Source organism: Kitasatospora sp. NPDC034533 (genome assembly GCF_055575155.1).
Window position 1 is genome coordinate 56,919 of sequence record NZ_JBVITE010000040.1, and the last position, 22,828, is coordinate 79,746.

Sequence of the window (22,828 nt, forward strand, 5' to 3'; positions counted from 1 at the left end):
TCAGTCCGGCTGGTCCTGGTACACCCGCAGGGCCTCCGCCGCCGCCCGGGCCAGTTCGCGCCGGGCGGCCGGCGGGGTCAGCACCTCGGCCTCCGCCCCGAAGGCCAGCAGCGTCCGGACCGCCGCCAGGGCCGGGAAGGCCATCGACACCTCGACCCACTCCTCGGCGGGCCCGGCGCCCGACTCCGGCGGCGGCGCGGTCACCCGGCCGCCGTGGACGCGCAGGAACATGTCCAGCCGCCCGCGCCGGACCCGCACCCGCGCCCGCACGTCCTTCGGCAGCCGCTCCACCTGCTCGCGCAGCACCGCCCAGACGTCGCCGAGCCCGACCCCGCTGCGGCGCCGCACCGCCTCCTCGGTGGTGTCGGCGGCCAGCACCCGGTCGGCCCGGAACAGCCGGGGCTCGCCGTGCAGGTCCGCGACCAGGTACCAGACCGAGGCCTTGCTCACCAGTCCGTACGGGTCGACGGTGTACTCCACCGGCACGGGCGCGCCGCCGTGCCGGTAGCGCAGCCGGAGCCGCCGGTCGGCGAAGACCGCGTACTGGAGCTCCCCGAGGTCCGGCCCGGTGGCCGCGGGGGTCTGCATCCACCGGGCCGGGTCGACCAGGATCCGCTCGCTGACCCGCTCGGCGGCCGGCCGGTGCGGGGCCGGCAGCGCCGCCATCACCTTGCGCAGCGCCGAGCCGAGCGCCCCGTCCAGTCCGAGGTCGCTGTGCGCGCCCTGCGCGGAGAGCACGAACAGCGCCCTGGCCTCGTCCGCGGTCAGGCCGGTGACGTCGGTGCGGTAGCCGGGCAGCAGACCGATGCCGCCGTGCCGCCCGCGTTCGGTGAACACCGGCACCCCGGCGGCGGAGAGCGAGTCGACGTCGCGGTAGATGGTGCGGACGGACACCTCCAGCCGCTCGGCGAGCTCGGTGGCGGGCACCCGGCCGCGGGTCTGGAGCAGCAGGAGGATCGAGAGCAGGCGGTCGGCCTTCATGTCCCAAGAATCCCAGTAATCCTGACGGCCGTTGTCAGCTTTTACTGGGAGATTGCGTTCCGAGCCCGAAAAACCGCCCGATACCAGGGAGTTGACCCTTATGAACGCCGTCCGGGACGCCCGCCCGCAGTACCTGACCGCCCTCGGCCAGCTGGAGAAGCTGTTCGCCGCGATCACCCCGGCCGATCTCGACCGGCCCACCCCCTGCGACGAGTTCACCCTGCGCCGACTGCTGAACCACGTGGTCGGCGGCATCCACCGGTTCGCGTACATGGGCGAGGGCGGTCTCGCCCTCGACGTCGTGGCCGCCGTCGAGGACCCGTCGGACGAGGGCTGGCCGGCCGCGCTGGACCGGGCCCGCGCCCGGGTGACCGCCGCCTGGGCGGACGACGCCAAGCTCACCCGCCCGACCAGCGCCCCCTGGGGCGAGGTGCCGGGCGCGGCGGCGGTGGGCGGCTACCTGATGGAACTGGTGACCCACTCCTGGGACATCGCCACCAGCCTCGGCCGCGGCTTCGCCCTGGACGACGACCTGGCGCGGGCCGCACTGGCCGTCGCCGAGTTCGTGCTGCCGGCCGAGCGGCGCGGGCCGGACGTCCCGTTCGGCCCCGTCCGGCCGGCCCCCGAGGGCGCCGACGTGCACACCCGGCTGGCCGCCTGGATGGGCCGTACCGTCTGAACCCGGCGCGGGCCGGGGAGGGTTCGCCGGCTCCCCGGCCCCGCACGGCCGTTGGCGCTACTCGCGGGCCGCCGAGGTGGAGCTCATGTCCGGGTAGCGGTTCCCGGCCACCCGGTCGGCCACCGGCTCCAGCAGCGCCAGCTCCTCGGCGGTCAGCCGCAGCGTCGCCGCCGCGGTGTTCTCGGCGAGCCGGCTGCGCTTGCGGGTGCCCGGGATCGGCACCACGGTCAGCCCGTGCACCTCGGCCCGCTGGTGCACCCAGGCCAGCGCGACCTGGGCCGGCGTCACGCCGCGGGCCGCGGCGATCTGCCGGAGCGGGGCGAGCAGTTCGGCGTTGACCGCCGCGTTGTCGCCGGTGAAGCGCGGCATGCCGCGGCGGAAGTCGTCCGCCGGGAGCTCCTCGGCGTTGCGGAAGGCGCCGGTCAGGAAGCCCCGCCCGAGCGGCGAGTACGGCACGAAGGCGATGCCCAGCTCCGCCGCGGCCGGGACCGCCGAGCGCTCGACGTCCCGGGCGAACACCGACCACTCGGACTGGACCGCGGCGATCGGGTGGACGGCGTGCGCCTCGCGCAGCTCGGCCCCGGTCACCTCGGACAGGCCCAGGTGGCGCACCTTGCCGGCCGCCACCAGCTCGGCCATCGCGCCGACCGAGTCGGCCAGCGGCACGGCGGGGTCGCGGCGGTGCATGTAGTAGAGGTCGATCACGTCCACGCCGAGGCGGCGCAGCGAGGCGTCCACGGCGGTCCGGATGTACGCCGGGTCGTTGCTGATGCGGCGGACGGAGGCGTCCTCGGCCGAGCGCACGACGGCGAACTTGGTGGCGATGACCACCTCGTCGCGGTTGGCCCGGACGAAGGGGCCGATGAGCTCCTCGTTGCGGCCGGAGCCGTACATGTCGGCGGTGTCGAAGAGGGTGACGCCGGCCTCCAGCGCGGCGTCCAGGGTGGCGAGGGCCTCGCCGGTGTCGGTGGGGCCGTAGAACTCGCTCATGCCCATGCAGCCGAGGCCCTGGACGCCCACCAGCGGGCCGCCGGTGCCGAGTTCGACGGTGGGAAGGACGGTCTGAGTCATGCGCTCTGCTCTTCCTCTGCGCGGTGGTACTGGCATTGGACCGGGGCGCCGGCCGCGTCGGCGACCTTCCCGGCATAGAGGTCGATCTTGTAGTCGAGGACGGCGAGGGTGGCCTGGAGGTCCGCGATCCGCTGCCGGACCTCCTCGCGCTGGGCCTCCAGGAGTCGCCGGCGCTCCAGGTACGTCCGCTCGCCCTGGCGGGCCATGTCCACGTACCTGAGCATGTCCGCCACCGACATCCCGGTCAGCCGCAGCCGGCCCAGGAAGGCCAGCCGGTGCAGGTCGGCGTCGCAGTAGCGGCGCTGGCCGCCCGCCACCCGGTCGACCGGGTCCAGCAGCCCGATCCGCTCGTACCAGCGCAGCGTGTGGGCGGTCAGTCCGCTCGCGGCGGCGACCTCGCTGATGGTGTGCCTCGGTGTCCGGTCCGGATCACCGACCGGGCGGCTGAACACCTCGGTGCAGCTGCGCAGGTCGATCCGGATGCGTGCGGGTGTGGCCATCGCTCGTTTCCCCTGTCCTGTGCGACACGGACGACGCTACCGAGTTGGAGTGCACTCCAAGCAAGCCGGACACCCGGTCGGCCCGCCACCGTTTTTCCGCCCCGGCTACAGTCGGACCCCATGGAGAGCTTGCGGATGATCGACAACTGGCCGGTGCCCCATGCCGCGGTGGCGGTGGTCCGGGGGGCGGACGGCGCGGTGCTGGGCGCACACGGACCGCAGCGGCACCTGTTCCCGCTCGCCTCGGTGACCAAGCTGCTGACCTCGTACGCGGCGCTGGTCGCCGTGGAGGAGGGCGTGTTCGAGCTGGACGACCCGGCCGGGCCGCCCGGGGCGACCGTCCGCCACCTGCTCGCCCACACCTCCGGCCTGGCCTTCGACGAGGACCGGGTGTTCGCCGAGCCCGGCAACCGCCGGCTCTACTCCAACGCGGGCTTCGACGCGCTGGCGCGGGCGCTGTCCGAGGCCGCCGGGATCGAGTTCTCCCGGTACGTCGGCGAGGCCGTGTTCGAGCCGCTGGGGATGAGCGACACCCTGATCAACACCGCGCACAAGTCCCCGGCCGGCGCCGGCGCCCTGTCCACCGTCGCCGACCTCACCCGGTTCGCCGCCGAACTCCAGTCGCCCAAGCTGCTGGACCCGTCCACCCTGCGGCGGGCCACCCGCGAGGTCGCCTTCCCCGGCACCAACGGCGTGCTGCCCGGCTACGGCCACCGCCGCCCGAACGACTGGGGCCTCGGCTTCGAGATCCGCGACGGCAAGAGCCCGCACTGGACCGGCACCGCCAACTCCCCCGAGACGTTCGGGCACTTCGGCCAGTCCGGCACCTTCCTGTGGGTCGACCCGCGGGCCGGCGCGGCCTGCGTCGCGCTCACCGACCGGGACTTCGGCCCGTGGGCGGTCGAGGCCTGGCCGGCCTTCTCCGACGCGGTGCTCGCGGACCTGAGCCGCTGAGCCGCTAGCCGTAGGAGACCGGCGAGTGCATCTCCCAGAGCAGGAGCTGCGCGCCGGTCTCGCCCGCCGCCGGGTCGACGAAGGCCTCGCCGGTGATCCGCACGCTGTCGCCGGGGACCATCGAGCGGCCGCCGCCCTTGGGCCCCGGTACCGTCCGGTAGCCCAGCGAGCCGGCCGTCAGGTGGGCGTACCGCCAGGGCGCCCCGGGCAGTCGCGGCAGCGGCTGCCACGGCCCGGCGGTGACCAGCCAGAGCGCGGCGTCGCCTCGGCGCAGCCGCAGGGCCGGCGTCCCGGCGTCGCGCGCCAGCCCGGAGGCGAGCAGCGTCAACCCGTCGTCCTCGGGTTCCACCTTGCGCAGGCCGTACGCGGGTTCGGCGTCGAACTCGTCCGGCTGGAGCCACATCTGGACGAAGCGCACCGGTCCGTCGGCGCCCCCGACGTTGCGCTCGGTGTGGGTGACCCCGGAGCCGGCGCTGAGGTGCTGGACCATGCCGGGGCGGACCACCCCGCCGTGGCCGTGCGAGTCCCGGTGGGCCAGCGCGCCCTCCAGCACCCAGGTGAGGATCTCGGTGTCCCGGTGCTTGTGCTCCTCGAACCCGGCGCCGGGGGCGAGGAGTTCGTCGTTGCACGCGAGCAGCGCGCCGAAGTGGGTGTTCTTCGGGTCGTAGTGGCCGGAGAAGGAGAACGCGTGCTTCGTCTCGATGCCCTCGGCCGGGGTGGAGCGGTAGCGCTCGGCGGCGCGGCGCAGGTCGGCGCGGGGGCGGTCAACGGCTTCGGTCACGACCCCACCGTAACGGGTGGCGCCCGGAGTGTGACGCGGGCCACCGTACCGCTCCACCCGGGGGGTGTGCACGAGCAGCCATCCGCGTGAGGCAGTCTTGTCCTTGTGCCAGCCGCTTCCGCGAACTCCAAGAGCGAACCCAGTCCCAGCCCCGCACCCGAAGCCGCCGGGAAGGGCCCGGCCGCCCGGTCGGGCCGTGACCGCCCCGGTCGCGCGGCGCCCCGCCTGACCGCGCAGGAGCGCAGAAACGCCGCCGAGCGCGCCGAGCGCCGGGCGGCGACGCTCAAGCGGCTGGAGAAGTCCTCGGGCAAGCTGGCCACCGCCGCGATCTCCCGGATGGACGACCAACTCGGCTGGTACCGGCGGATGCCGCCGGAGCACCGCTCCTGGATCGGCCTGGTCGCCCAGGCCGGCATCGCCGCCTTCACCGAGTGGTACCGCCACCCCGACGCCGCCCAGGCGATCTCCACCGACGTCTTCGGCACCGCCCCCCGCGAGCTGACCAGGGCGATCACCCTGCGCCAGACCGTCGAGCTGATCCGCACCACGATCGAGGTGATGGAGGAGGCCATCGAGGAGGTGGCCGCCCCCGGCGACGAGGCGGACATGCGCGAGTCGGTGCTGGTCTACGCCCGGGAGATCGCCTTCGCGACCGCCCAGGTGTACGCCCAGGCCGCCGAGGCGCGCGGTGCCTGGGACGCCCGGCTGGAGGCGCTGGTGGTCAACTCGCTGCTGTCCGGCGACGCCGACGAGGGCGTGCTCTCCCGTGCCGCTGCGCTCGGCTGGGGCCAGCCCAGCCAGGTCCGGGTGGTGATGGGCAGCGCGCCGGACGGCGACAGCGAGCTGGTGGTCGAGGCGATCCGCCGGGCCGCCCGGTACGCCAAGCTGAACGTGCTGACCGGGGTGCTGGGCAAGCGCCTGGTGGTGGTGGTCGGCGGCGAGAAGGAGCCGGTGCACGCCGCCCGGGCGCTGATCGGCCAGTTCGCGCCGGGCCCGGTGGTGGTCGGCCCGACCGTGCCCGACCTGCTCTCCGCGACCCGCTCGGCGCACGCCGCCGCGGCCGGCCTGCGCGCCTGTTCGGCCTGGCCGGACGCCCCCCGCCCGGTGCTGGCCGACGACCTGCTGCCCGAGCGGGCCCTGGCCGGCGACCAGGCCGCGCGCCGCCAGCTGGTGGAGGAGATCTACACACCGCTGGACGAGGCCGGCTCGGCACTGCTGGAGACGCTGAGTGTCTACCTGGAGCAGGCCTCCTCGCTGGAGGGCGCGGCCCGGATGCTCTTCGTCCACCCCAACACGGTGCGCTACCGGCTACGACGTGTGACTGACGTCACGGGATACGCCCCGTCGGATGTACGTTCGGCGTTCACGCTGCGGATCGCCCTCGCTCTCGGCCGGCTGGACACCACCGGGGATCAGGGCTAGCCGGAGTGTAGGGACCATACAATCCCGGATGGTTTTCTTCGTTACCGTCGCCTACCCGCCCCTGGGTGCCTGGCGAGAGAGGGTTGAACCGTGCTCGTAATCGTCGCCCCTGGACAGGGTGCCCAGTCCCCCGGTTTCCTCAGCCCCTGGCTGGAGCTCGACGGTGTCGCCGACCGCCTGCACGGCTGGTCGGAGGTCGCCGGGCTCGACCTGGTGCACGCCGGTACCGAGGCGTCCGCCGAGGAGATCAAGGACACCGCCGTCGCCCAGCCGCTGCTGGTCGCCGCCGGTCTGATGACCGCCCGGGAGCTGTTCCCGGACGAGGTCGCCGCCCGCGGGCTGGTCGGCGCCGTGGCCGGCCACAGCGTCGGCGAGATCACCGCCGCCGCCGGCGCCGGGGTCCTCACCGCCCGCGACGCGCTGACCTTCGTCCGCGAGCGCGGCCGGGCCATGGCCGAGGCCGCCGCCGTCACCGAGACCGGCATGATCGCCGTGCTCGGCGGCGAGCCGGAGGAGGTCGCCGCGAAGCTGGCCGAGCACGGCCTGACCGCGGCCAACAACAACGGCGGCGGCCAGATCGTCGCCGCCGGCACGCTGGCCCAGCTGGAGGCGCTGAAGGCGGACCCGCCGGCCCGCGCCAAGCTGGTCGCGCTCAAGGTGGCCGGTGCCTTCCACACCGAGCACATGGCCCCGGGCGTGGAGCGGCTGGCCAAGCTGGCCCCGACGCTGACCGCGGCCGACCCGCAGGTCCGGTACGTCTCCAACAAGGACGGCGAGGTCGTGACCTCCGGCGCCGAGGTGCTCGCGCGCCTGGTGTCGCAGGTCTCCAACCCGGTCCGCTGGGACCTCTGCATGGAGACCCTCGGGCAGCTGGGCGCGACGGCCGTGATCGAGCTGTCCCCCGCGGGCACGCTGACCGGGCTGCTCAAGCGCAACCTCAAGGGTGTGGCCACGCTCGCCCTCAAGACCCCCGCCGATCTGGACAAGGCCCGCGAGCTCGTCGCGGAGCACGGCGGTCAGGAGCAGGAGAAGCAGGCATGACCAAGCCCCAGATCCGTCCGGTGAGCGGCGCGCAGTACTCGCGCATCCACGGTGTCGGCGGCTACCGCCCGGTCCGGGTGATCCCCAACGCCGAGGTGCTGGAGTGGATCGACTCCTCGGACGAGTGGATCCGCACCCGCAGCGGGATCGCCGAGCGCCGCTGGGCGGGCCCGGACGAGACCGTCGCCGAGATGTCGATCCACGCGGCCGGCAAGGCCATCGCCCAGGCCGGGATCACCCCCGAGCAGATCGGCGGCGTGATCGTCTCGACCGTCTCGCACTTCAAGCAGACCCCCGCGATCGCCACCGAGATCGCCGAGCGGCTCGGCTGCGGCACCGCCCCGGCCTTCGACATCTCGGCCGCCTGCGCCGGCTTCGGCTACGGCCTGGGCCTGGCCGACGGCATGGTGCGCGGCGGCAACGCCGAGTACGTGCTGGTCATCGGCGTCGAGCGGCTCAGCGACCTGACCGACCGGTCGGACCGCTCCACCGCCTTCATCTTCGGCGACGGCGCCGGCGCCGCGATCGTCGGCCCGTCCGACACCCCCGGCATCGGCAAGCTGGTCTGGGGCTCGGACGGCTCGCAGGCCGACCTCATCACCCAGACCGAGGCCTGGGACACCGCCTTCGCCAAGCCCGACGCGGTCAACGGCGCGGGCGAGGAGGTCGCGTGGCCGGCCCTGCGGATGGACGGCCAGCCGGTCTTCCGCTGGGCGGTGTGGGAGATGGCCAAGGTGGCCCAGCAGGCGCTGGACGCCGCCGGGATCACCGCCGACCAGCTCGGCGCGTTCATCCCGCACCAGGCCAACATGCGGATCACGGATGCCATGATCAAGGCGCTCAAGCTGCCGGAGTCGGTGCCCGTCGCCCGCGACATCGCCGAGACCGGCAACACCTCCGCGGCCTCCATCCCGCTGGCGATGGAACGCATGCTGGAGAGCGGTGAGGCCCACAGCGGGGACCTCGCCCTGATCATCGGGTTCGGGGCGGGTCTCGTGTACGCCGCGGCAGTCGTTACTCTCCCCTAGGCGCACTCGCCCCATTGGGTGCATTCGCCCGATCCACAAGCCTGTGTCCGGCCGCCGGCCGGACGCGTTCAACACCGAAGAGGAGCAGCCAGTATGGCTACCAAGGACGAGGTCCTGGAAGGTCTCGCCGAGATCGTCAACGAGATCGCCGGTATCCCGACCGAGGATGTCGCGCTCGACAAGTCCTTCACCGATGACCTGGACGTCGACTCGCTGTCCATGGTCGAGGTCGTCGTGGCCGCCGAGGAGCGCTTCGACGTCAAGATCCCGGACGACGAGGTCAAGAACCTGAAGACCGTCGGCGACGCGGTGGACTACATCCTCGCCAACGCCTGAGCGATCGACTCGTTCGACTCGGCCAGCCCGTCCGGCGTCCCGCACGCCCACGACGGCTGACCTCGTCGGCCCGGCTCACGAGGCCGGACCGACCCGCCGGCCGGGACGCCCTCACCGGGCGCCCGGCCGGGCCCATCCTCGGCACGCCGCCGACCCCCGCACACGTGAGAGAAGAAGAAACCAGTGACCGCTGAAAATCGCACCGTGGTCGTCACGGGTATCGGCGCCTTCACGCCGCTGGGCGCCGACGCCGCCAGCACCTGGGAGAACCTGGTCGCCGGCAAGTCCGGCGTGGCTGCCCTGACCGAGGAGTGGGCCGAGGACCTGCCGGTGAAGATCGCCGCCAGGACCGCCGTGGAGCCGGGCGAGATCCTGCCCCGCCCGCTCGCCCGCAAGCTGGACCGCTCGGCCCAGTTCGCGCTGATCGCCGCCCGCGAGGCCTGGGCCGACGCCGGCTTCGAGACCCCCGCCACCGACGAGTCCTCCAAGCTCGCCCCCGAGCGCCTGGGCACCGTCATCGCCTCCGGCATCGGCGGCGTGACCACCCTGCTCGACCAGTACGACGTGCTGAAGGAGAAGGGCGCCCGCAAGGTCTCCCCGCACACCGTCCCGATGCTGATGCCCAACTCCCCGGCGGCCAACGTCGGTCTGGAGGTCGGCGCCCGCGCGGGCGTGCACACCCCCGTCTCCGCCTGCGCCTCCGGCGCCGAGGCGATCGGCTACGCGATCGAGATGATCCGCAGCGGCCGCGCCGACGTCGTGGTGGCCGGCGGCACCGAGGCCGCGGTCCACCCGCTGCCGATCGCCGCGTTCGCCAACATGATGGCGATGTCCAAGAACAACGACCAGCCCGAGCGCGCCTCCCGCCCGTACGACAAGGCCCGCGACGGCTTCGTCCTGGGCGAGGGCGCCGGCGTGGTCGTGCTGGAGTCGGTCGAGCACGCCGAGGCGCGCGGCGCCCGGATCTACTGCGAGGCCGTGGGCCAGGGCCTGTCCTCGGACGCCCACCACATCGCCCAGCCCGAGCCGACCGGCGCCGGCGTGGCCCGCGCGCTGGCCGACCTGTTCGAGCGCAACGAGCTGGACAAGGCCGAGATCGTGCACGTCAACGCGCACGCCACCTCGACCCCGCAGGGCGACACCGCGGAGCTGAAGGCGCTGCGCAAGGAGCTCGGCGACGACCTCGACCACATCGCCGTCTCGGCCACCAAGTCGATGACCGGTCACCTGCTGGGCGGCGCCGGCGGTGTCGAGACCGTCGCCACCGTGCTGGCCCTGCACCACCGGGTCGCGCCGCCGACCATCAACGTCGAGGACCTCGACGACGACGTGGACGCGGACATCGTGCGCGGCGAGGCCCGCCCGCTGCCCGGGGGCCGGATCGCGGCGCTGAACAACTCGTTCGGCTTCGGCGGCCACAACGTGGTGCTGGCCTTCCGCACCCGCTGACGCCCATGACGTGGGGGCCGGTGCTCGTCGACGAGCACCGGCCCCCGCGTCGTGCCCGGCCGGTCAGACCACCTGGTGCAGCCAGCGCACCGGCGCGCCCTCGCCCGCGTACCGGAAGGGCTCCAGCTCGTCGTCCCAGGGCTTGCCGAGCAGCCGGGCGATCTCGGCCTCCAGGTCGGCCCCCTCACTGCGGGCGCGCAGCAGGACGGCCCGCAGCCGGTCCTCGGGGATCAGGATGTCCCCGTGGATGCCGGTGACGGCGTGGAAGATGCCGAGCGAGGGCGTGCTGCTGTACCGCTCCCCCTCCGCCGTGGCGGAGGGCTCGCTGGTCACCTCGTAGCGCATCAGCTGCCAGCCGCGCAGGGCGGAGGCGAGCTTCGAGGCGGTGCCGAGCTCTCCCAGCCAGGACAGCTCGGCACGCCAATGCCCGGGTGCGGCCGGCTGGCGGATCCAGTCCAGGCTCACCCGCACACCGAGCACCCCCGCGACGGCCCACTCGACGTGCGGGCACAGCGCGCGGGGCGCGGAGTGGATGTACAGAACTCCACGTGTCGTCACCGGGACCTCCAGGCTGTGGACGAGGGTCGCCTTCCCCAGCTGCCTCGTGCCTACAGTTGACCCGCAGTTACCCACGTCAGCCGACATTAAGCTACTAAATCGAGCAAAACGGACAGGCTTTCGCTCAATGCTAGTCGAATCCTCAACGAGGTCTACCCCTCGGCCGGATCTCTCCCCCGAACGGCCCCATCGCCTGGCGGGACCACCGTACCGCGCGACATCACAAGATGGATGACACCCTTTCGGATCCGGCCGGAATGCGGTAGTGCGGCTCCGGCCCCCGCGCCCGGCCCCGGGGCCTCCACGGGAACCGCCCCGCCACCCGGTCGGGGTGGCGGGGCGGTCAGCGTCCTGACGGGGCGTCAGCCTTCCAGGCGGACGACCATCTTGCCGGTGTTGACGCCGCGCAGCAGGTCGATGAAGGCCTCGACGGCGTTCTCGAAGCCGTCCACCACCGTCTCCTCGGTGCGCAGTTCACCGGATCGCAGCCAGCCGGACACCTCCGCGACGAACTGGGGCTGGAGCGCGGCGTGGTCGCTCACCAGCATGCCCTCCAGGCGCAGCCGCTTGCCGATGGCCAGCGCGAGGTTGCGCGGGCCGGCCGGCGCGCTGGTCGCGTTGTACTGGGCGATCGCACCGCAGAGCACCGCGCGGCCGTGCACGTTCAGCGCGCCGATCGCGGCCTCCAGGTGGTCGCCGCCGACGTTGTCGAAGTAGAGGTCGATGCCCTCGGGGGCGGCCTTCGCGAGCTGCTCGGCGACCGGGCCCGCCTTGTAGTCGAAGGCGGCGTCGAAGCCGAACTCGTCCACCAGCCTGGCGACCTTCTCCGCCGAGCCGGCCGAACCGACCACCAGCGAGGCGCCCTTGAGCCTGGCGATCTGGCCGACCATCGAGCCGACCGCGCCGGCCGCGCCGGAGACGAAGACCTTGTCGCCCTCCTTGAGGCCGCCGACGGCGAGCAGGCCGGCGTAGGCGGTCATGCCGGGCATGCCGAGCACCCCGAGGTAGGCGGAGAGCGGGGCGGCGTCCGGGTCGACCTTGACGGCCTGCCCGGCGTCCAGGGTCGCGTACTCGCGCCAGCCGAGCCCGTGCAGCACCGCGTCGCCCGGGGCGAAGCCCTCGGCCCCGGAGGCGACGACGTGACCGACCGCACCGCCCTCCATGGCCCGGCCGAGCTGGAACGGCGGGACGTACGACTTCACGTCGTTCATCCGGCCCCTCATGTACGGGTCCACCGAGAGGTAGGCGTTGCGGACCAGGATCTCGCCCGGGCCCGGGGCCCGGACCGGGGCCTCGGTGAGGGCGAAGTCGGCGGGCACCGGCCAGCCCTGGGGGCGGGCGGCGAGGTGCCATTCACGGGCGGTCGCGGGGGTGGCCTGCTCTGCCATCGGGGCACTCCTTGGGATCGGCGCGGCTGTGGTGTCCCGCACCTGAAAGGTTCAGTAACTGAAGTAACGATGGGCATGAAAGGTTCATGCTGTCAACTTTTCAGGTAGACTCTCGGCCATGAACACTCAGCCGGTCCAGGACGCCGCGCCGCGATCCGACGAGATCACCCGTGAGGTCGTCGACCTGATGGCCAACCTGGTCGCGCTGTTCCACCGCGAGTACGAGGACGCCGCCGCCGCCCGCTCGCTCACCGGCGCCCAGGCCAAGGTGCTCGCCCTGCTGCGGCGCGGGCCGATGCCGATGCGCCAGATCGCCCAGACGCTCAGCTGCGAGCCGTCCAACATCACCGGCATCGTCGACCGGCTCGAATCCCGCGGCTTCGTCACCCGCGAGGCCGACCGGCACGACCGCCGGGTGAAGCTGGTCGCCGCCACCGACGCCGGCTCGGCCGCCTCGGAGGAGCTCCGGGAGTCGCTGAACTTCGCCCGCGAGCCGCTGGCCGCGCTCGGCCCGCAGGAGCGGACGGCCCTGCGCGACCTGCTCCGCCGGATGCTCGCGGGCGCCTCCGGCCCCGGCGCGTGACCAGCATCACAAGCACCACGGGCCATTCGTTGCCCCTGGGAGGGTAACCGAACCGCCCCCCGGAACGTCTAACGTTCGAACATCGAACGCTGGAAACCTGAAGACGGGGGGCACGAGGATGAGCAGCAGCACGCGCCGACGCCGCTACCTGCGGACCGCCATCGGCCTGGCCGCCGTGCTGGTGCTGTCGGTGGTGGGCGCCGGAGCCTGGTTCTACCACCGGCTGGACAACAACATCACCACCTTCGACGCGGGCGGCGTCGCCACCGAGCGCCCACCGGCCCCCGTCCCGGCCACCCCGGGCGCCTCCGTCCCGGTCAACGTGCTGCTGCTCGGCTCGGACAGCCGCGAGGACGGCAACGACTCGCTGGGCGGCGGCGACGTGGGCGTCGGCAACTCGGACACCGCGATCCTGATCCACATCTACGCGGACCACAAGCACGCCGTCGGCGTCTCCATCCCCCGCGACACCCTGGTCACCATCCCGTCCTGCAAGCTGCCGAACGGCACCTGGACGAAGCCGAAGACCGACCAGATGTTCAACTCGGCCTTCAGCGTGGGCCTCTCCCCCAAGGGCAACCCGGCCTGCACCCAGAACACCGTCGAGAAGCTCACCGGGCTGCGCGTCGACCACACCATCGTGGTCGACTTCAAGGGCGCGGCCACGATGTCCGAGGCCATCGGCGGCGTGGAGGCCTGCGTGCCCAACGACGTCAACGAGTACGGCATCCACCTCAAGAAGGGCGTCCAGAAGCTCTCCGGCCAGTCCGCGGTGGACTACCTGCGAATACGCCACGGCATCGGCGACAACTCCGACATCGGCCGGATGAAGCGCCAGCAGGCCTTCCTCTCCTCGATGATCAAGAAGGTCCAGAGCCAGGGCTTCTCGCTGCCCACCCTGCTGCCGCTGGCCGACGCGGCCACCAAGTCGCTCACCGTGGACGAGGGGCTGGGCACCGCGATGAAGCTGGTGGACTTCGCCCGCTCGGTCCAGGACATCAAGCTCTCCGACGTCTCCTTCGTCACCGCGCCCTGGCGCTTCGCCGGCGACCGGGTGCGACTGGTCCAGCCGGACGCCGACACGCTGTGGAAGCTGCTGCGCGAGGACCGCACCCTGGACGGGCAGAGCACCGCCGGGACGGGCCAGGTGGTCTCCTCCCCCGGCGCCGACCCGGCGGGTGCGAATGCGAACACCCCGCTCACCCCGGAGCAGGCCGCGACGCCGATCACCGTGGTCAACGGGGTCGGCACGCCCGGCCTGGCCGGCTCCGGCGCCGAGACGCTCAAGGCGCGCGGCTTCCAGGACATCACGCTCGGCCACAACGCCCCCGGGCACCAGAGCACCGTGGTCTCCTACGACCCCGCGCTGAAGGCCACCGCCGACCAGGTCGTGGCGCTCTTCCCGGGCGCCACGGCGGTCGAGGAGCCCGGCTCCGCGGCGATCACCGTCACCCTCGGCGCCGACTTCCGCTCGGCGGGCACCCAGATCAACTCGGTGACCGCCCCGAGCCCGGCCCCCGGCGCCCCGACCGCCCCCGCGGCGGGTGCCGTCCCCGGCCCCACCCCGAACGGCATCCCCACCGGGATAGCGGAGAACACCCGCAACGCCGACACCGACCCCTGCGCCGACCTGACCTTCGGGTGATCCCCGGCCCGGCCGCCGGCCCCTACTCCGGGTCCGGCAGCCCGGTGACGACGGCGGTCAGCCGGGTGCCGCGCGGGAAGGCGCCGGCGGCCGTCAGGTCGGCCAGCGCGGCGAGCAGCTTGGCGACGTAGCGGCGCTCCAGCGGGATGCCGTGACGGCCCTCGAACCGCTCGGCGAAGGCGTCCAGCCCGGCCGGGACCCTGCCGTAGCCGCCGCCGTGGTGCGCGTGGTCGATCCGCCAGTTGTCGAACCCGCGCCCGTAGGCGGCCCGGTGCAGCCGGGCGACCTCCGACTCCAGGTAGCCCTCGCCGCCGCGCAGCACGGCCACCCCCAGCGCCCGGGCGCCCGCCAGCAGACCGGCCGCGATGCCGGCCAGCGTCCCGCCGGTGCCGACCGGGCAGCAGACCACGTCCCGCTCGCCGAGGCCGGGCAGCTCGGCCGGGATCGCGGCCGCGCCGACGGCGGCCAGCGCGTTGGAGCCGCCCTCCGGGAGCACCAGGCAGCGGCCCCAGCGGCCTTCCGGTCCCGCCGCGGCGACCTCGCCCACGGCGGCCTCGCCGGCGGCGTCTCCCGCGACGGCCCGGCCGGTGGCCTCCCGGTACGCGGACCGGGTCAGGAACTCCAGCCGCATCCCGGCGGCCTCGGCGGCCCGCAGCGACCAGTTGCGGGGCCGGTCGGCCAGTTCCTCGCCGCGCACCAGCCCGACGCTCTCCAGCCCCAGCGCCCCGGCGGCGGTGGCCACGGCCCGCAGGTGGGTCGAGTACGCGCCGCCGAAGGTCAGCAGCCGGGTGTGGCCCCGCGCGACGGCGGCGGCCAGGTTGGGCGCCAGTTTGCGCCACTTGTTGCCGGGGACGGTGGGGTGCAGCAGGTCGTCCCGCTTCAGCCGCAGTTCCACCCCGGCCCGCGCGAAGACCCCGTCGGTGCAGTCCACCAGCGGGGTCGGCAGCAGGGCGGGTTCGAGCACCCGGCCAGCTTACGGGGCGCGCGGAGCCCCGGACGGCCCGTCAGCCCAGGGCCGCGGCCTCCGCCGAGTGGCCCGCCATCCGCCAGGCCAGGGCCGTGCCGAGCGCGCGCGGAACCGGACCGGCCGCCGGGGCCAGCTTCCCGATCCGGCCGCGGTGCTCCCGGCGCTCCCCGGCGCTCAGGGCCGAGCGGAGCCTGCCCGCCGCGACCAGCGCGGTCAGCGCCGCGTCGGCCGGGTCGACCCGGCTGAGCGGCCGCTTCAGCGCGCCGGTGACGGAGGCCGCCAGCGCCTCGCGCACCCGGGGGTCGTCCAGGGTGACCAGGGTCACCGGGAACAGGCCGGCCACCCGGTGCGGCCGGAGGGTGATCCGGCCGGAGTCCGCCAGGCCGTCCCGGACCCGGCGGATCGGCTGGTCGCGCCCGGTGCTCCTGGCCCGGCCGACCCATGAGCTCCAGCTGTGCGGCCGGGACTCCCGGATCCGGCCCAGCAGGCGGGCGCTGTACGGGTCGAGGCCGGCCTCGGCGTCCGCGCCGCGGGCCCGGACGACCGCCTTGCGGCCGTCCTCGGCCAGCAGGCCCCGGCGCAGCAGCTCGGTCAGCGCCGCGGCCTGCAACAGCAGGTTGAGCGAGGAGTGCTGGGTGGTGCGCCCGCGCCGCGGGTCGTAGGCCAGCAGGTACAGCTTCTCGGGGAGGGTGGCGGGCAGGTCCATGTCGGTCTCCGAAAGGTGTGGGGGTGCCCGGCCGTGGCGGTCAGTCCCGGTCCGGGCTCCCGCTCCGCGGACCCTGATCGGACGGACCCTCCTCGGAGGGGCTTGCCTCGGACGGGCTCTTGGGCGGGCTTGCCTCGGACGGGCTCTTGGGCGGGCGTCCGCGCCGGGGAAGCCGGGCCGCGCCGCCGGGCATCCGGCCCGCGTCGGTGAGCGCGCGGCGGAGCAGGAACTCGATCTGCGCGTTGGTGCTGCGCAGGTCGTCCGCGGCCCACCGGGCGAGTGCGTCGTGAACTGAAGGGTCCAGTCGCAGCAGGAGCTTCTTCCGTTCCGTCGCCAAGGCCTCGCCTTACTGGTAGAGGGAGCCCGTGTTCACGACGGGCTGGGTGCCGCGTTCGCCGCAGAGCACCACCAGCAGGTTGCTCACCATGGCGGCCTTGCGCTCCTCGTCCAGGTCCACGACATCGCGTTCGGCGAGGCGCTCCAGCGCTTCCTCGACCATGCCGACGGCTCCTTCGACGATCAGCCTGCGCGCCGCGACCACGGCCCCGGCCTGCTGGCGCTGGAGCATCACCTGGGCGACCTCCGGAGCGTACGCGAGCCTGGTGATCCGCGACTCGACGACCCGCACTCCGGCCGAGGCGACCCGGGCGGAGATCTCGGCGGAGAGCATGCGGGCGACCTCGTCCGCGCCGTCGCGCAGCGACAACTGACCCTCGTGGTGGGCGTCGTACGGGTAGCTGCTGGCGATGTGCCGCACGGCCGTCTCGGTCTGGATGGCGACGAAGTCCGCGTAGTCGTCCACCTCGAAGACCGCCATCGCGGTGTCCTCGACCTGCCAGACCACCACGGCGGCCATCTCGATCGGATTGCCGTCCGCGTCGTTGACCTTGCTGGTCTCGGTCTCGTGGTTGCGGATCCGGGTGGATATCCGCCGGCGGCTGGTGAACGGGTTCAGCCAGGTCAGGCCCTCCGCGCGGACGGTGCCCCGGTAGCGGCCGAGCAGCTGCACCACCCGGGCCTCGCCGGGCGAGACCACCGTCAGGCCGCACATCAGCAGCAGCGAGCCGAGCACCAGCAGCGGCCCGGCGATCACCAGGGCGAGGCCGTCCGCGCCGCCGTGGCCGGTCAGTCGCGCCGCACCGACGACGAACGAACCGATCCCGGCGAGCAGGCCGAGCAGCGTGCCGCCGAGCACCGGCAGACCGGCCGCCCCGGTGATCACCCGTTCGGTGATCCGGGGGGCAGGGAGGTCGAGGACAGGACCGTCCTCGACGGCGAAACGCGACGTGGTCATGGGGCGACTCCTTCGGCAAGCATCCGCATCCGATGTCAAAGTGATATCACTTTTTCTGCGCCCGACGCCACCGTTGCGCCAGATGCCCCCCGATACCACCCACGCGGCGCCGATGCGGCAGACTTGTCAACCCGTCCGAATGTCCATACCTGCAGCCCCGTATCTGCATACTCAGCACCGTTTGTGGGGGAATCGCATCCATGACAGCGCCAGCCGAGTCCGTCGACATACCGGACAGAACGAGCCCGGGCGCGGGCACCGGCCGGCGGCGTCCGTGGACCCGGTTCCGGCGCCCCGACGCCGGACAGCTCCGGCTCGTCGCGGCCCTCCTGGCCCTCCCGCCGCTGTTCCACCTGGTCTCGGCCGACCTGCTGACCTTCGGGCTGGTCTGGTACGCCGCCGCGACCCTGATCCGCTCCCGGGCCACCGCCTTCGACCGGCTGGTGGTCTCCGGGGGCGTCCTGATCGGGTGGACCTGCGCGCTCGCCCTGCTCGCCAGCTACTGGCCGTGGGGCCTTCACCCGGTGGCGCTCGCCGAGGCCACCGCCGTGCCGCTGATCGCCGTCCTGCTCCTCCAGGGCCCCCGGCCCGCCGGGCGGGCGCGGCGGCCGTGGACGGCGCGGCTGCGCGAGCTGGTCCCCCTCCGGGACCTCGTCCTGCTGCTGCCGGCGGCCGCGGCCGTCGCGTTCACGCTGTACCCGGTCGTGCGCCGCAACGCCACCGAGCGGCTGGCCCTGATCATCTCGTTCGAGGACCTCGGCCGGCACGCGGCGGTGTACGACACCATCATGCGTCTGGGCGGCCTGACCGCCCTGCACAAGGGCGAGGCCGCCGCCACCGTCACCACCGGCCTCGACACCTACCCGCCGGGCAGCCACCTGACGCTGGCCGTGGTCACCAGCTTCCTGCACGGCGGCACCAGCCAGGGCCCCGCGCTCGCCCAGATGTCGCTCTTCGTCCTGCTGTTCGCCGCCGCCGCGGCCGGCATGGCGGTCGCCGTCCTGTGGGCGGTGCAGCGGGTCGCCGGCCCGGCCCTGCGCGGCTGGCGCGGCCTCGCCGTCGCGCTGCCCACCGCCGTCTACCTGGTCGTCGCCGAGGTGCCGCAGCTGCAGAACCGGGGCTTCCTGAGCTCGATCTTCGCGCTCGGGCTGCTCGCCGTGCTGCTCGCCCTGGCGATCAGGCCGCTCGCCCGCTTCCGCGAGCAGGTCGTGGTGCTCGGCGCCCTGACCGTCGCCATCTCCTTCGGCCACTACCTGCTGCTCCCGGCCGTCGGGGCGATCCTGCTCGCCTGGGCCGTCATGCACCGGCGGGAGTGCTTCCGGCACTGGCCGACCGTGCTGGCCACCGCCGCGGTGGCCGGCGCGCTCGCCCTGTTCCCGCCGTACACCAACGCCCAGTCGGCCGGTTCGGCGGACGTCCTGACCCTCCCCGGCAGCATCAGCCCGGTCGGCCGGCACCTGCTCTTCCCCCTCGTGGCGGCCACGTTCCTGGCGCTGCTGACCCGCGGCGCGCGCGCCAACCGCCCGCGCCGGGTCGCGCTGGTCTCGCTCGCCGCGGTGTCGCTGCTCTGCTACGGCGTGATGGAGTACCAGCTCCGCACGGCGGGCACCACCTCGTACTTCTACGAGAAGATGATCCAGCAGCTGATGGTCGTCGGGGTGATCTGCTTCTCCGCCGCCCTGCTGCCCGCCTTCGGCCGCCGGGTGCTCGCCGGGCCGAGCACCGCACCGGCCCCCGGCGCGCGCCCGACCGCCTGGTCCCGGATCCGCTCGGTCGTGCCCGTGGTCGCCGTCTCGGGCTGCCTGGCCTTCGCCGTCCTCAGCAACGCCCAGCCGGACTCCGGCCAGGCCGGCTGGCAGGGCAGCCCCGGGCGGGCCCAGGTGCGCGGCACCGGCGCGAGCTTCGCCGTGGCCCAGCGGGTCGCCGCACTCGCCGCCGACCAGCAGCGGCACGACGGCAGGCTCCCGGTCTCCCTCCTCGGCTCCCGCGTCTGGAACGACCCCGCCCCGGACTACGCCAGCATCGAGGACAACCTCTGGCTGAGCGTGCTCGACCGCAACCAGGGCAGCACCTCGCACCTGTGGGCGTGGGCGATCGGCCGCCGCAGCGCCCAGGAGATCGCCGACCTCGCCGCCTCCGAGCCGCGCCCGCTGCGGTTCTACCTCGACCCGGGCTCGCCGCTGCTCCCGGAGCTGAAGGCGCTGGCGGCCGAGGGCAAGCTCCCGGACCTGGCCGTCTCCGTGGTGGGCCACCAGAACGGCGAACTGACCATCACACCGGTCAAGCTCCGCTGAGCCGCTCCCGACGACTGTGGGGCCGTCACCGTTCGCCGGTGACGGCCCCACAGTCCTGGCCGGGCTCCCCGGCGCGGGTTGGCGCCGGCCGGGTGAAACGCGGCGTGGCAAAGTCCGGCGGGCGGGGATCCTGCTCTACAGTTCCACTCGTCGAAACCCGGTTCGGGCCGGTCGAGGGCCTTCTCGCAGAGGCCGACAGCCGCCGGGGACGGGAAGAAGAAGTGGGGCGGGTGGGACTCGAACCCACGACCAAGGGATTATGAGTCCCCTGCTCTAACCGGCTGAGCTACCGCCCCGGTTCACCGCGCACGCCGGTCACCGGCACGCGTCAGCAGCAGACGGCCCCAGCGAGGCCGTCCCGGGCAGCATAGCCGGTCGATCACCCGTGGTGCGCGCCGGGGGGCGCCGCCGGGTGCGCGAGGCCGTGCGGGGGCGCACGCCTCCTGGGTGGCGCAGCCCGGGTGGCGGAGGGGCACCCGGTCAGGGCAGCCTGGGCGGATGACGACTCGTGGGACGGCGGCGGCCACGGCGTTCGCCCTGGCGCTGGCCGTGGCGGGCTGCACCACCGCGGCGGGGCCCGGCGGGGGCGCCCCGACGGTCAGCTCGGCACCGCCCTCCGCGGACAGCCACGGCTGGAGCCGGCAGCGGTTCAGGAGCGCGGCCGGGCGGCACACCGGCGTCACCCGCACCGCCAGGCCCACCGTGCTCAACGGCCTGGTCGGGGCGGTGTTCACCCGCAACGCCGACGGCGACCACTTCTGCACCGCCAGCGTGGTCGACAGCGCCGGGCTCAACCTCATCGTCACGGCCGCCCACTGCGTCTGGGACCCGAAGCTCGGCCGGCGCGGCGACCTGGTCTTCGTCCCGGGCTACCGCGACGGCGACACCCCCAGCGGCGTCTGGCCGCTGCTGGCCGTCACCGTGGACGACGGCTGGAACGACCACGCCGACCCGGACGTGGACGTCGCCTTCGCGGTCGTCCAGGCCCGGAACGGGCAGCAGGTCCAGCAGGTGCTCGGCGCCAACCGACTGGGCGTCAACCGGGGCTACCGGCTCCCGGTGAAGGTCACCGGCTACCCGAGCAGCAGCGGCCTGCCGATCACCTGCGCCAACACCACCTCCCAGCAGAGCCCCACCCAGCTGCGGATCGACTGCCCCGACTACACCGGCGGCACCAGCGGCAGCCCCTGGGTCACCGACTTCGACCCGGACACCAGGACCGGCACGGTGGTCGGTGTGATCGGCGGCTACCAGGAGGGCGGCGACAGCCCGGACACCTCGTACAGCAGCTACTTCGGCGACCGCGTCCAGGCCCTGTACGACCGCGCCACGGGCTGACCGGCACCCGGCGGTGGCGCCCGCGGGCACGGCCTGGTAGATCTTCCTCACGACCGGCGGAACGCACGCCCCCGTGCCCGCCCCGAGGAACGAGACGGAGCCCCGATGGCCCCCCGCCCGGCACGGCCCGCGCGCACGGCGCGAACGGCGGCGCTGGCCGCCCTGCTGCTGGCCACCGGCACCGCGTGCGGCGGGCAGGACGGGACGCCCATGGCCGAGGTCGCGCGGCAGAGCCCCGACCGGGACCGGATCGGCACCCTCTCAATCCACACCGCGCAGGGCCCGCGGGCCTGCACCGCGAGCGTGGTGAGCAGCCCGCGGCGCAATCTGCTGGTCACCGCGGCGCACTGCGTGCAGAACCGCCGGCTCGGCCTGCTGGACGACCTGGTGTTCACCCCCGGTTACCGCAACGGGTCCACCCCGTACGGGAGTTGGCCGGTGCGGGAGATCACCGTCGATCCACGCTGGGCGGCCGGTGACGACCCCGAGTACGATGTGGCGTTCGTCACGGTCGACCCGGTCGACGGCCGGCAGGTCGAGGACGCGGTCGGCGGCAACGCGATCGACACCGGCCGGGGCTTCGGGCTGCCCGTCTCGGTCACCGGCTACCCGAACGAGAGCGACGAGCCGATCACCTGCGCGGTCCGCACCAGCTCGCAGAGCCCCACCCAGGAGCGCTTCGACTGCGGCGGCTACACCGACGGCACCAGCGGCAGCCCCTGGGTCACCTCCGACGGTGCGGTGGTCGGGGTGATCGGCGGCTACCAGGAGGGCGGGAGCACCCCCGGCACCTCGTACAGCATCACCTTCGACCAGCGGGTCGCCGACCTCTACCGGAGGGCGACCGCCTGAGCCGGGGCCGGTGTCGCGCACGTCACGCCGCCCCGGCGCCGGGCCGCACCCGGGCAACACGAAGGCCCCCCGGTCGACCGAGGGGCCTTCGCTCTGAGCAGTCACCGGGCGGACCCGGTGCAGCTCCCGCAATTGGACTCGAACCAATAACCTGCCGGTTAACAGCCGGCTGCTCTGCCAATTGAGCTATGCGGGATCGCGGTACTCGACTTCCGTACCACGGACGGGAACAGGACCCCGAGGGGCCTTCTCCCGAGCTCCCCCAATTGGACTCGAACCAATAACCTGCCGATTAACAGTCGGCTGCTCTGCCAATTGAGCTATGGGGGATCGGCTTCCGCTCCGGCCCCCGGTTCCCCGGGCTCCTCGGCGGTCGCTGCGGGACATACATTAGCGCACTCGGGGGGGTGTTCCGCCAATCGCTTTCCCAGGTTGCCGGCGGGCCACCGCCCGGCGTGCCCCGCGCGCGCCCGGCGACGGCGCCGGGGATGCTGGGGGCGCGGACGGTTCGCCGTCCCGACGGACGGGTAGGGCAATGCGGCAGAAGCCGCCAGGAGAGGGTGGATCCGATCATGTGGAAGCTGTCGTTGGCCGCCGGTTTCGCGGCCGGCTACGTCCTGGGCTCGCGGGCGGGGCGCCAGCGCTACGAGCAGATCGCCGAGGTCACCCGGCGGATCGCCCGCCACCCCGCGGTGCAGAGCGCGACCGACCGGGCCCGGCAGCAGGCCGGGGCGGTGGCCGGGAAGGCGGCCGGCGCGGTCGCGGACCGGGTCGGCGACCGGCTGCCGAACGCCGTGACCGACCGGGTGCCGTACCTCAACCGCTCCCGGGCGCAGGACGACGGCTGGGGCACCTTCCGCCGGTGAGACGGGCCCAGGGGTGGGGGGGGGGGGGGGGGGGGGGGGGGGGGGGGGGGGAGAGGGGGGGGGGGGGGGGGGGCGGGGGGGGGGGAGGGGGGGAA

Annotated in this window: 23 protein-coding genes and 3 tRNA genes; 13 read left to right on the forward strand and 13 right to left on the reverse strand. The window is 73.9% G+C overall.

Annotation, left to right across the window (positions count from 1 at the left end; all coding sequences use genetic code 11):
- Positions 1 to 981: a helix-turn-helix transcriptional regulator gene (locus tag ACZ55U_RS25170; protein WP_465529174.1), complete on the reverse strand. Its 981-nt coding sequence runs from the start codon at positions 979 to 981 to the stop codon at positions 1 to 3.
- Between the two features lie 100 nt (positions 982 to 1,081).
- Between ACZ55U_RS25170 and ACZ55U_RS25175 the strand changes: the two genes are divergently transcribed.
- A complete protein-coding gene (locus ACZ55U_RS25175; RefSeq protein WP_465529176.1) occupies positions 1,082 to 1,660 on the forward strand; it encodes a TIGR03086 family metal-binding protein in 579 nt (192 codons plus the stop codon).
- A gap of 57 nt (positions 1,661 to 1,717) precedes the next feature.
- Here ACZ55U_RS25175 and ACZ55U_RS25180 read toward each other — a convergent pair whose 3' ends face one another.
- Positions 1,718 to 2,731: an aldo/keto reductase gene (locus tag ACZ55U_RS25180; protein WP_465529178.1), complete on the reverse strand. Its 1,014-nt coding sequence runs from the start codon at positions 2,729 to 2,731 to the stop codon at positions 1,718 to 1,720.
- A complete protein-coding gene (locus ACZ55U_RS25185; protein ID WP_465529181.1) occupies positions 2,728 to 3,231 on the reverse strand; it encodes a MerR family transcriptional regulator in 504 nt (167 codons plus the stop codon). The genes ACZ55U_RS25180 and ACZ55U_RS25185 overlap by 4 nt, the downstream gene beginning before the upstream one ends.
- Positions 3,232 to 3,351: 120 nt before the next feature.
- On the opposite strand from ACZ55U_RS25185, the gene ACZ55U_RS25190 reads away from it, so the two are divergent.
- The gene (locus ACZ55U_RS25190; protein ID WP_465529183.1) at positions 3,352 to 4,185 is read left to right on the forward strand and encodes a serine hydrolase domain-containing protein; all 834 of its coding nucleotides are present in this window, start codon (positions 3,352 to 3,354) and stop codon (positions 4,183 to 4,185) included.
- 4 nt (positions 4,186 to 4,189) lie between these two features.
- On the opposite strand, the gene ACZ55U_RS25195 is transcribed toward ACZ55U_RS25190, so the two are convergent.
- Positions 4,190 to 4,966, reverse strand: a complete 777-nt coding sequence (locus tag ACZ55U_RS25195; protein ID WP_465529185.1) for a pirin family protein — start codon at positions 4,964 to 4,966, stop codon at positions 4,190 to 4,192.
- A 225-nt stretch (positions 4,967 to 5,191) separates the two neighbouring features.
- On the opposite strand from ACZ55U_RS25195, the gene ACZ55U_RS25200 reads away from it, so the two are divergent.
- From ACZ55U_RS25200 to fabF, 5 genes are all read left to right on the forward strand, one after another.
- A complete protein-coding gene (locus tag ACZ55U_RS25200) occupies positions 5,192 to 6,388 on the forward strand; it encodes a PucR family transcriptional regulator (RefSeq protein ID WP_380703292.1) in 1,197 nt (398 codons plus the stop codon).
- A 90-nt stretch (positions 6,389 to 6,478) separates the two neighbouring features.
- Entirely contained in the window at positions 6,479 to 7,429 is a 951-nt protein-coding gene (locus ACZ55U_RS25205) for an ACP S-malonyltransferase (RefSeq protein ID WP_465529187.1), read from the forward strand.
- Complete coding sequence (locus tag ACZ55U_RS25210) at positions 7,426 to 8,457, forward strand: beta-ketoacyl-ACP synthase III (protein WP_465529189.1); 1,032 nt, start codon at positions 7,426 to 7,428, stop codon at positions 8,455 to 8,457. Before ACZ55U_RS25205 ends, ACZ55U_RS25210 begins: the two co-directional genes overlap by 4 nt.
- A gap of 93 nt (positions 8,458 to 8,550) precedes the next feature.
- Positions 8,551 to 8,793, forward strand: coding sequence for an acyl carrier protein (locus ACZ55U_RS25215; RefSeq protein WP_401078217.1), 243 nt, complete (start codon positions 8,551 to 8,553; stop codon positions 8,791 to 8,793).
- A gap of 183 nt (positions 8,794 to 8,976) precedes the next feature.
- A complete protein-coding gene (gene fabF / locus ACZ55U_RS25220) occupies positions 8,977 to 10,242 on the forward strand; it encodes a beta-ketoacyl-ACP synthase II (RefSeq protein WP_465529191.1) in 1,266 nt (421 codons plus the stop codon).
- A gap of 63 nt (positions 10,243 to 10,305) precedes the next feature.
- Here the strand turns inward: fabF and ACZ55U_RS25225 are convergent, their stop codons facing one another.
- On the reverse strand, positions 10,306 to 10,800 hold the full coding sequence (locus ACZ55U_RS25225) for a DUF3145 domain-containing protein (protein WP_465529193.1): 495 nt from the start codon (positions 10,798 to 10,800) through the stop codon (positions 10,306 to 10,308).
- 362 nt (positions 10,801 to 11,162) lie between these two features.
- The gene (locus tag ACZ55U_RS25230; protein ID WP_465529195.1) at positions 11,163 to 12,188 is read right to left on the reverse strand and encodes an NADP-dependent oxidoreductase; all 1,026 of its coding nucleotides are present in this window, start codon (positions 12,186 to 12,188) and stop codon (positions 11,163 to 11,165) included.
- A 118-nt stretch (positions 12,189 to 12,306) separates the two neighbouring features.
- On the opposite strand from ACZ55U_RS25230, the gene ACZ55U_RS25235 reads away from it, so the two are divergent.
- Positions 12,307 to 12,771, forward strand: a complete 465-nt coding sequence (locus ACZ55U_RS25235) for a MarR family winged helix-turn-helix transcriptional regulator (RefSeq protein WP_465529197.1) — start codon at positions 12,307 to 12,309, stop codon at positions 12,769 to 12,771.
- A 118-nt stretch (positions 12,772 to 12,889) separates the two neighbouring features.
- Positions 12,890 to 14,416 carry an LCP family protein gene (locus ACZ55U_RS25240; protein ID WP_465529199.1) on the forward strand — a complete coding sequence of 509 codons (1,527 nt, stop codon included), beginning with the start codon at positions 12,890 to 12,892 and terminating at the stop codon, positions 14,414 to 14,416.
- Between the two features lie 22 nt (positions 14,417 to 14,438).
- On the opposite strand, the gene ACZ55U_RS25245 is transcribed toward ACZ55U_RS25240, so the two are convergent.
- The 4 genes from ACZ55U_RS25245 to ACZ55U_RS25260 are packed head-to-tail and all read right to left on the reverse strand — an operon-like array spanning position 14,439 to position 17,383.
- Positions 14,439 to 15,380 (reverse strand): 1-aminocyclopropane-1-carboxylate deaminase/D-cysteine desulfhydrase, encoded by a 942-nt coding sequence (locus ACZ55U_RS25245; protein ID WP_465529200.1) that lies wholly within the window; start codon positions 15,378 to 15,380, stop codon positions 14,439 to 14,441.
- 40 nt (positions 15,381 to 15,420) lie between these two features.
- Positions 15,421 to 16,089, reverse strand: coding sequence for a GOLPH3/VPS74 family protein (locus tag ACZ55U_RS25250; RefSeq protein WP_465529202.1), 669 nt, complete (start codon positions 16,087 to 16,089; stop codon positions 15,421 to 15,423).
- Positions 16,090 to 16,129: 40 nt separating this feature from the next.
- Entirely contained in the window at positions 16,130 to 16,426 is a 297-nt protein-coding gene (locus ACZ55U_RS25255; protein WP_465529204.1) for a type II toxin-antitoxin system antitoxin, read from the reverse strand.
- A gap of 9 nt (positions 16,427 to 16,435) precedes the next feature.
- Positions 16,436 to 17,383: an SPFH domain-containing protein gene (locus ACZ55U_RS25260; RefSeq protein ID WP_465529206.1), complete on the reverse strand. Its 948-nt coding sequence runs from the start codon at positions 17,381 to 17,383 to the stop codon at positions 16,436 to 16,438.
- 200 nt (positions 17,384 to 17,583) lie between these two features.
- Here ACZ55U_RS25260 and ACZ55U_RS25265 point away from each other — a divergent pair, with 200 nt between their 5' ends.
- Positions 17,584 to 19,677, forward strand: coding sequence for a hypothetical protein (locus ACZ55U_RS25265; protein WP_465529208.1), 2,094 nt, complete (start codon positions 17,584 to 17,586; stop codon positions 19,675 to 19,677).
- Between the two features lie 222 nt (positions 19,678 to 19,899).
- Here ACZ55U_RS25265 and ACZ55U_RS25270 read toward each other — a convergent pair.
- A tRNA-Ile gene (locus ACZ55U_RS25270) sits at positions 19,900 to 19,973 on the reverse strand.
- A gap of 202 nt (positions 19,974 to 20,175) precedes the next feature.
- On the opposite strand from ACZ55U_RS25270, the gene ACZ55U_RS25275 reads away from it, so the two are divergent.
- A complete protein-coding gene (locus tag ACZ55U_RS25275; protein ID WP_465529210.1) occupies positions 20,176 to 21,015 on the forward strand; it encodes a trypsin-like serine peptidase in 840 nt (279 codons plus the stop codon).
- A gap of 105 nt (positions 21,016 to 21,120) precedes the next feature.
- Complete coding sequence (locus ACZ55U_RS25280; RefSeq protein ID WP_465529212.1) at positions 21,121 to 21,867, forward strand: trypsin-like serine peptidase; 747 nt, start codon at positions 21,121 to 21,123, stop codon at positions 21,865 to 21,867.
- Between the two features lie 123 nt (positions 21,868 to 21,990).
- Here the strand turns inward: ACZ55U_RS25280 and ACZ55U_RS25285 are convergent.
- Positions 21,991 to 22,063: transfer RNA gene (locus ACZ55U_RS25285), tRNA-Asn, on the reverse strand.
- Between the two features lie 61 nt (positions 22,064 to 22,124).
- Positions 22,125 to 22,197: transfer RNA gene (locus ACZ55U_RS25290), tRNA-Asn, on the reverse strand.
- Between the two features lie 230 nt (positions 22,198 to 22,427).
- On the opposite strand from ACZ55U_RS25290, the gene ACZ55U_RS25295 reads away from it, so the two are divergent.
- A complete protein-coding gene (locus tag ACZ55U_RS25295; protein ID WP_465529214.1) occupies positions 22,428 to 22,733 on the forward strand; it encodes a hypothetical protein in 306 nt (101 codons plus the stop codon).
- The last annotated feature ends 95 nt before the right edge of the window (positions 22,734 to 22,828 follow it).

Excerpts from the sequence above, each read along its gene's own strand:
- ACZ55U_RS25170 (WP_465529174.1), bottom strand. The coding sequence starts at position 981 with ATGAAGGCCGACCGCCTGCTCTCGATCCTCCTGCTGCTCCAGACCCGC.
- ACZ55U_RS25175 (WP_465529176.1), top strand. The coding sequence starts at position 1,082 with ATGAACGCCGTCCGGGACGCCCGCCCGCAGTACCTGACCGCCCTCGGC.
- ACZ55U_RS25180 (WP_465529178.1), bottom strand. The coding sequence starts at position 2,731 with ATGACTCAGACCGTCCTTCCCACCGTCGAACTCGGCACCGGCGGCCCG.
- ACZ55U_RS25185 (WP_465529181.1), bottom strand. The coding sequence starts at position 3,231 with ATGGCCACACCCGCACGCATCCGGATCGACCTGCGCAGCTGCACCGAG.
- ACZ55U_RS25190 (WP_465529183.1), top strand. The coding sequence starts at position 3,352 with ATGGAGAGCTTGCGGATGATCGACAACTGGCCGGTGCCCCATGCCGCG.
- ACZ55U_RS25210 (WP_465529189.1), top strand. The coding sequence starts at position 7,426 with ATGACCAAGCCCCAGATCCGTCCGGTGAGCGGCGCGCAGTACTCGCGC.
- ACZ55U_RS25215 (WP_401078217.1), top strand. The coding sequence starts at position 8,551 with ATGGCTACCAAGGACGAGGTCCTGGAAGGTCTCGCCGAGATCGTCAAC.
- ACZ55U_RS25230 (WP_465529195.1), bottom strand. The coding sequence starts at position 12,188 with ATGGCAGAGCAGGCCACCCCCGCGACCGCCCGTGAATGGCACCTCGCC.
- ACZ55U_RS25235 (WP_465529197.1), top strand. The coding sequence starts at position 12,307 with ATGAACACTCAGCCGGTCCAGGACGCCGCGCCGCGATCCGACGAGATC.
- ACZ55U_RS25240 (WP_465529199.1), top strand. The coding sequence starts at position 12,890 with ATGAGCAGCAGCACGCGCCGACGCCGCTACCTGCGGACCGCCATCGGC.
- ACZ55U_RS25250 (WP_465529202.1), bottom strand. The coding sequence starts at position 16,089 with ATGGACCTGCCCGCCACCCTCCCCGAGAAGCTGTACCTGCTGGCCTAC.
- ACZ55U_RS25260 (WP_465529206.1), bottom strand. The coding sequence starts at position 17,383 with ATGACCACGTCGCGTTTCGCCGTCGAGGACGGTCCTGTCCTCGACCTC.
- ACZ55U_RS25265 (WP_465529208.1), top strand. The coding sequence starts at position 17,584 with ATGACAGCGCCAGCCGAGTCCGTCGACATACCGGACAGAACGAGCCCG.
- ACZ55U_RS25275 (WP_465529210.1), top strand. The coding sequence starts at position 20,176 with ATGACGACTCGTGGGACGGCGGCGGCCACGGCGTTCGCCCTGGCGCTG.
- ACZ55U_RS25280 (WP_465529212.1), top strand. The coding sequence starts at position 21,121 with ATGGCCCCCCGCCCGGCACGGCCCGCGCGCACGGCGCGAACGGCGGCG.